Raw genomic sequence first — 7,297 nt, 5'->3', positions numbered from 1 at the left:
CAGCCCAAGGGCTGCCGTTTTTTTATCCGTTAACACCACAACTGAAGCGGTTTAGCTGCGACGCATCCTATCAAATATGGCCTGCTTTCAGGTATTCCTCAAGTAAAAAATCGCCTGTTCCTGCGGTGCCTCACAAAAAGGTTTTCTTGACAAAAAGCGACAAAAATATGTGATTTAGATCACATATTTTGACATTAGGAACGGTATGCTGGAATCACCAAGACGGGAAAGACAAGAGGTAAAATTTATGACAATGAACATTACCAGTAAACAAATGGAAATTACTCCGGCAATTCGCCAGCATGTCGCAGACCGTCTCGCCAAACTTGAAAAATGGCAAACTCATCTGATTAATCCACATATCATTCTGTCTAAGGAGCCACAGGGTTTCATTGCTGATGCCACCATCAATACACCGAACGGACATCTGGTCGCCAGCGCAAAACACGAGGATATGTACACCGCCATTAACGATTTGATCAACAAGCTGGAACGGCAGCTCAATAAAGTGCAGCACAAAGGCGAAGCCCGTCGTGCAACAACTTCAGTAAAAGACGCCAACTTCGTCGAAGCAGAAGAAGAGTAGTCCCTTACATTGAGTGTATCGCCAACGCGCCTTCGGGCGCGTTTTATTTCACTGTAGCACACTGAAATAAAAGGACTTATTTCAACCAGCGTCCACATATCGACCACATCGACAACAAAAAACCCCGAATCTGGGGTTTTTTCATATGGAGTCTTAAATGCAAGAGTTAGAAGGAGCACCACTACATCAATCAAAACTGGCTGGCGTCAGGCTTGCTTGCCCTCCTGAACTTTCAGCTTCAATAAAAGATTACTTCAAAAGTAACGGGTTTGACGTTAGTAACACTGTTTGCTTTTCCAACAATGCACCGGATAGACTTAATCTCATCTTTGAAGTGGCCACTCAGGCAAGGAAGTTAGCAGGGGTTATTATGGGATTACTGAACAGAAACGATGTTGAAATCGAGTTGAATCTTTGCACTCGCGGTGATGAACCTAAAACAGCAAAGGTAAAATTGCGTAGCCTGAAAGATGTTGAGGCTTGCGAACGTCTGATCGATAAGCTGGCATCAGTGGTTGTTACGCCCAAACAAGACGACCAGTAAACGCAGCAATAGCCCCATTCTCCGGGGCTTTTTTGTATCTGCTAAATGTTAATGAATCTGCACTCCCCCACCGCTCATATTTAAGACGGCCATCGGAAAACCGTCACAACCATCACGCCTCTTGAAATCACGCCTTAACCATCTGATTATCATGAATAAATGTTGTGACGGTAAAACCATCACAAAACGTAACGTAAACCGTCACACCCAATAAATTCAGTCAGTTATAAAACAGAGTTGTGATGATTTAAGACCGTCACACTGTGATGCTGTTGTGATATTTTTGTGATGGTTTTCAATAACCATATTTACTTATATATATCATATAGATAGATACAATTTTCAAATCTTGTGACGTTTGTGACGGTTTTCCGATGCCCCCCATAAATTTTTGAAAAAATCAGAATCGGTCAGAAATCACCCTGATTTGTTGGTAGTTTTGTATATCTATCTGTTAGTGATTTGAACACTGGTTCATGTACGTTATTGCAGGTGTGCCGATGGCTCAGGCTGTGCAAGGTATTTCAGTTCCACATTCCACTGTCATTCCGCGCCAGAGCACGCCATGTAAGGCCTGGACAATTCCACGCACTTACGTGATCCCGCTGCTGTTGTTACGTAAAAAGTCACGTAATCGCTGTTAATCCCGCATGAAGTCAGGAACCGGTATTTTTCACCCACTGCTGGCAATCGCACAAAAACTGAAATCCTTGAAATCTGTTTCACACATTTCAGTTGGCGAACTGCTGCCAAAGCCCCAGCGCTGGCGCGGTCTGGCGATGTGTTTTGTACTACAGGAAAAACTGAAATCATTCTCAACACGAAAACCGCAGGCGGGTGCGGTGTAGCGCCGTTTTCGTCACTTCCGCCGTTATTTCGTCGCGTCAGGCTGCATCAGCGCCTTGCTGTGCTTCTGAAGTTAATTTAGTTGGGATGAACGGGTGCAGATAATAACGACGCTCAGAATGCGTCTGGTGAGGTCTGGAGGCGGGTACAAAAAAGCCCGCTTAGATGCGGGCTGATGCGATGGTCAGGCGATTATGCTCTGGTACTTATTGCGGGTCTGTCCGGCCTTCTCTGCCGTCTGGGTAAATGCGCCGGCATTGGTTGGCGTACCCACGCTGGGGTGTGAATGACTCGCACACTGCTGCGCCAGTTCTGCCAGTAAATCAATGGTATCCAGCATCATGGTCAGCGTGTTGACACTCTCACTGCCAATATGGACGGTTGGTCCCATAATCTGCTGACCGCCCGCCGCCACCGATTTACGCAGCGCGGCAATCTTTTCAGTCAGGGTTCCCCCCACATCAATATCCACGGCGCCGGCCACTTTCGTGGATTGTTTGCCGGTTATATCGGTTTCGTCATTCCCTTCAATGCTGGCCAGCCTGTTACCCTTCGCAGCCTGGCTAAAATCCCCGGCGCTGACCTGCTGGATGGCACCGGCCATCAGGGTGGCGGTACCCAGAACCGTAGTCTTATCCGTGGCTTTAACCGTTGTTTCACGGCTGACCAGATCACGCTGTTCCGTGTCGGCTTTGACCGTACGCGCCATCGATGTTTCGCTGATGGTCTGATCGGTCTTTCTCACCCAGTCGCCAGCCTGGGTAACACGTTGCGACACTTCCGCCCGCTGCTGTTGCAGCTGCTCACCGGGTTTAACATCCGGCAGGCTGGTACCATCCGGCAGTGTCTGCCTGATAAACGGTTTATCAGGTCGCCCCCCGGTAAAAGCGACTTCAACCAGCGTCCCTTCTGGCGGGAACTGGAACATACCCGAATCATTCCCGGCCATAGGTACCGGCAGCGGCACCGCCGAATAAACCGGCGTCTGGTTGTCGGGATTGCCGTCTGCGTCAAGCAGCTGCACATCTACCGCATAACGCGGCCGGAACGGATCGGAAAAATCACCGCTTTTCACCGCTTCGCTGGGTGCCACCACTCTGGCCAGTTTCGGCAGGTGCAGCCCGGAAGCCAGTTCCGGGTAATGGCTTTCAATCTGGCGCTGTGCCGGTGTTTTCTGTAATGGCTGACCTGTAGCGCGGTTTCTGGGTGTCCAGGTGACAGCCATTGTGTCATTGGTCAGATGAACTCTGGTCACGCGCTCCCCGTTCAGCTCCACTCCCGGCCGCAGACTCTGGATCACCGGCAACGTCATGGAGTTACCGCCCGCCGTGCCCTGGCTGAACTCTGCGGGGATATCTACCGGCCGACCGGCAAACAGCGCCTTTTCTGCACCGCCCACATACAGGGAACCATCCGGCAACTGATACCAGATGTAATCCGGGATACTGAACGCCCTGCCCAGGTTATTCAGCAACTGATAACCCGTGCCGTTATGGGTAAAATGGGGGATCGGCTTATCGCTGTAGGATGTATCCGGCACACTGACCGCTATCCCGCTGTTTTCCGTCAGCCAGCCGGCGATTTTACGCAACGTGGGATGCTGAAATGAACATGGCCACGCTTTTTCAAACACACCGACCAGCTCACGTACAAACAGGCGCTGAAAGCCATTTTCAGCAGGTTGCGAGCGTTCCACGTAGCCGGTAAACCAGCGCAAAAGCAGGTCAGAATACCCCACATCCAGCCGCACCAGTTTCCCGGTATAGTCCGCGGTTGTCTGTGCAGTAATAAATCCCCGGCCGCAGCTGTTCAGCTCCAGCACCAGACTGGCATCCGCCAGGTGAACTTCATCCGTTGAAAGGTACAGGCGTTTAACTGGTTTCATCGTTAACCCAAAGCATCATTGACGGGTTTAAGCACACGTTTCTCAAACCACGTCAGTTTTTCTTCATCTTCCCCGGCACTCTGACCACCGGCCTGTCCGGTACCTCCGGCCGTCTGTTTTTTCGCGCTGGATTTCCCTGTGGCTCTGGCCTCCCGCTTTTCCTGCACGCTGATATGTTCTGCCAGCGTAAACGTGACCAGCCAGGCCATTTTTCCGTCCTGCTGCGGCGCATCGAGCGTCCCGCTGAATGTCGCCTCACGAAAGTTCACCGCTCTGGCCACTTCATGCGCCACACGGTATTTCTGGCGGTTTCCTCCCGCATCCGTGGCGCTGGCCAGCTCGAAAATACGCTTCAGGATCTCCGGGCTTTTAAACGGAATTTCACCGCTGATACGCAGTTCCTTGCCCTTTGCCCCCTGCTCTGATTTTGTGGTGGCGCTGGTCTGGCCGGACTGGTCTTTATCCTGGAACTGCTGCGATACGGTTACACGCATGTTTTTCAGCTGTATGGCCTCGCCGTTAAGCGCCAGTGTTGGGATCGAAGTCATGAATCATTCCCTTTATTCCATCCAGATTGTCACCAACCAGCATCACCGCCGCCGTATAAACGGCTGATGGATGCGGAATATCTTTTACCAGCTCCAGCAGCGTGGTGGCTGTATCGCCATTGCCCGTAAAAACCCAGGCTCTGGCACTTTTTCCCTGTAAATCGTCCAGTCCGCTGGCCACATCACTGATAAGTTTGTCACGCAGCTGCGCGAACTCCCCCAGCTGCTGCTTCATGCCGTCCAGACTGAAGCCCGCACTGGCCGCTTTTTGTGCCTGACTTATCGCCGCTGCGGACAATGCCGCCCTGCTGGTTGGCACAGACAACGGAACCGCAACCGGCAACCCTGCCCCGGCTTTCGCGGGGATCTGCATTTTTTCGATGGCCAGCGCCGCAGCGGATTGCGCCAGACGCTTTACCTGGGTGAATGCCGGTGCGGGGAAAACATCCACCAGGCTGTTAAGGCTGCTCATGAAATTTTCATGCGTCTGGCCAGTCACCATCATGATCATCACATCGGCATTTCCGCCCGTTCCGGCCAGCCTCCCGGCAAGATAGCGGACAGCATTCACCGGGCTAAGATATGCACCGTTATCCGTCTGCTGTCCCAGCCCGTTGATCCATGGATGCGCCGGAATAACGGAACAATTCAGCGCGGCCAGCGAGTCAGTGAAGGCCAGACGTGCTTCACACCACATTGTCAGGCACCTCCGGCCAGACAATATCCAGTGGCTTGCTGGCATCAATCCTGCTCAGAAGCACCGAATATCTTTCCCATTCAGTGAGCAGTGATGTTTCCTTGTCGGTTGCCATCCCCTGTTTTACGGCACGTAAAAGCGGAGCAATAGCGGCTTCTGCATCGTCATTTAATGTTTTTTTCTTTGCCTCTGCCTGACGTTGTAATTCCTCTGGCGCATACACACGGGGAATAACTTTTTTTCCGTCAAATACCCAGCCACCGAAAATGTCACAACCATCAGGAATACTGTCAACATCAACAACCGTCAAACCACCGGGATAAAGCCGGGATGCATCTTCACTGATACTGCGAATAACGCCCGTATCATTTTCGATAGCAAGGCTGTATTTCTTTGTGAATTTGGGCAGTGATTTATACCAGTCCTTTCCTGTGGCATCGATAAAATACTGAATATCATCACCCAAAAAATACTCGTCAGGAATATAGCGTTGTAAATTAGTTAATTTCATTTTTTAATCACCAATCGTTACCCAGCCACCATTTCGCCATACTTGCAGAGGGCGATATAAAGCGACACCGACCTGGTTACCCTCGTTTCCGTTCCCGCCAGTCAGGACGCAGCCGGCAGGCGCTTCCACCAGTCCGCCATCCATAACCATACTGCTCTGTGCACCACGTTTCACGCCAGTAACAAAGTTTTGGTTAACCCAGGATTTCGTATTATTAATATAATTAGTCACCCACTGATATAGCCAGCCACCATTACCAGTGCCATCACCCCATGCAGTACCAAAGACATTACCGTCACTAGCAAACGCTGTATTACCGATCCTGAATGTACCGGGAATAATTATGTCTCCAGTTTCCATATTGAACGTAAATTGCTTAACAGGACCACCACCCCACGGGACACCAAAAAAACGGAAATTTCTGCCAATAAGATCCAGACTCACAGCCGCCCCCGTTGCGGTGTTAATAATTGTGTACTGCGGGCTGTCTGAACTTGATGTTTTAAGGACGACATCGCTTTCGACCAGCGTCAAGCCTCCGGTCATCGTGTCGCCATTTTTATCAACGGCATTAGCAGCTTTATCAACCGTGGGCTTTAAGCCGATATTCTGGACAAACAACGGCGGATTCGGAATATCAGCGCCGTTCCGGTCTTTTGCCAGTCGCGCATTCGCATTATCCATCGCGATTTTTACGGCTTTCGACGTTGCAGCCAGTTCTTCGCTGTCGCTGTCTGTCGCACTGCTCAGGCGCGTAAATCCCTTTTCGCTGGTTGTCGCATCCGGGTGATTGCGGGACTGCTCATGCTTTTTCAGCGCGTCACTGGCCTGTTGTTCGTTCAGCGCACCTTTTGGCCGCAAATCGGTGATATTGCCATTCACATCAATGCTGGCCACAGCAAACACGTAATGCTGCACGCCGTTCTGCACATAATCCGCGAGGTTTTCCGCTACAGTGATTTTGCTCTGAACGCGCCATGCGCTGGTCAGCGCCCCCGACCAGCACACATCCAGCCAGACTTTTACCGGCTTTGTTGTCACGGTAATATTTTGATTTTCTGCCAGTGATGTACGCAGCCCCGCCACATAGCCGGTGCCTTTGGTGACAAAAAACTGATTGCCGGTTTTTCCGACCAGATACCCATCCCCAAAGAATGCTGCAGCACCATATATATCCGCATTCTCCAGGCGCTGGCGCTCATCCATCCCGGCCATACGCGCCGTGAAATCAATCTGCCAGGTTTCAGCCGGTGTATTAATCCCGGTTTCAGCCTGTGCGCCGTTGTACTCCATCAGAAACGAACGGGTCAGAACGTTCCCCTGCTGGCCTTCTTTGGTTTTCAGCTTTTGCTGAATGGGTGCATGAACAATCATTGCCAGCGTACCGCTGGCCTTGTTAATCAGCCCAATCCAGTTAAACGAAAAATCCCCCACATCCGCGCCCAGCACAACGGAATGCACCACAGCGTTATCATTCACCACCCCTTTACGGCTGACAGCCTCGCGGTGAACAATCTGCGCCACAGCTGGCAGTGCTTCATTCCGGTCAATGGGTACATCCGGATTCAGCCCCGGTACATTCGCAAACACAAATTCATCCAGCACCACCGGTTCGCCAGTGGCACCCTGCTGCGCTTTCCACTGCTCAAATTCCAGCGTGATAGCTGTCTGTGACATATC

Annotated in this window: 8 protein-coding genes; 3 read left to right on the top strand and 5 right to left on the bottom strand. The window is 51.2% G+C overall.

What is annotated here, in order from left to right; genetic code table 11:
* Positions 1-247 precede the first annotated feature (247 nt).
* From raiA to FDX03_RS19445, 3 genes are all read left to right on the top strand, one after another.
* Positions 248-586, top strand: coding sequence for a ribosome-associated translation inhibitor RaiA (gene raiA / locus FDX03_RS19455; protein ID WP_003031244.1), 339 nt, complete (start codon positions 248-250; stop codon positions 584-586).
* Between the two features lie 157 nt (positions 587-743).
* On the top strand, positions 744-1,130 hold the full coding sequence (locus tag FDX03_RS19450) for a hypothetical protein (RefSeq protein ID WP_137346448.1): 387 nt from the start codon (positions 744-746) through the stop codon (positions 1,128-1,130).
* A gap of 650 nt (positions 1,131-1,780) precedes the next feature.
* Entirely contained in the window at positions 1,781-1,978 is a 198-nt protein-coding gene (locus FDX03_RS19445; protein WP_137346447.1) for a hypothetical protein, read from the top strand.
* A gap of 182 nt (positions 1,979-2,160) precedes the next feature.
* Here FDX03_RS19445 and FDX03_RS19440 read toward each other — a convergent pair whose 3' ends face one another.
* From FDX03_RS19440 to FDX03_RS23660, 5 genes are read right to left on the bottom strand one after another with little or no spacing between them, the layout of a single operon-like run.
* Complete coding sequence (locus FDX03_RS19440) at positions 2,161-3,861, bottom strand: hypothetical protein (protein ID WP_137346446.1); 1,701 nt, start codon at positions 3,859-3,861, stop codon at positions 2,161-2,163.
* Between the two features lie 2 nt (positions 3,862-3,863).
* On the bottom strand, positions 3,864-4,409 hold the full coding sequence (locus FDX03_RS19435; RefSeq protein ID WP_121585074.1) for a hypothetical protein: 546 nt from the start codon (positions 4,407-4,409) through the stop codon (positions 3,864-3,866).
* The gene (locus tag FDX03_RS19430) at positions 4,381-5,106 is read right to left on the bottom strand and encodes a hypothetical protein (RefSeq protein ID WP_137346445.1); all 726 of its coding nucleotides are present in this window, start codon (positions 5,104-5,106) and stop codon (positions 4,381-4,383) included. Before FDX03_RS19430 ends, FDX03_RS19435 begins: the two co-directional genes overlap by 29 nt.
* On the bottom strand, positions 5,096-5,617 hold the full coding sequence (locus FDX03_RS19425; protein ID WP_137346444.1) for a tail fiber assembly protein: 522 nt from the start codon (positions 5,615-5,617) through the stop codon (positions 5,096-5,098). The genes FDX03_RS19430 and FDX03_RS19425 overlap by 11 nt, the downstream gene beginning before the upstream one ends.
* Before the next feature lie 3 nt (positions 5,618-5,620).
* Positions 5,621-7,294, bottom strand: a complete 1,674-nt coding sequence (locus FDX03_RS23660; RefSeq protein WP_249357116.1) for a phage tail protein — start codon at positions 7,292-7,294, stop codon at positions 5,621-5,623.
* Between the last annotated feature and the right edge of the window lie 3 nt (positions 7,295-7,297).

This window comes from Citrobacter sp. wls827, assembly GCF_005280875.1.
Taxonomy (GTDB): Bacteria; Pseudomonadota; Gammaproteobacteria; order Enterobacterales; family Enterobacteriaceae; genus Citrobacter; species Citrobacter youngae.
Note: the sequence above shows the minus strand (reverse complement) of the source record. Positions and strands in the feature narration are given on the sequence as shown.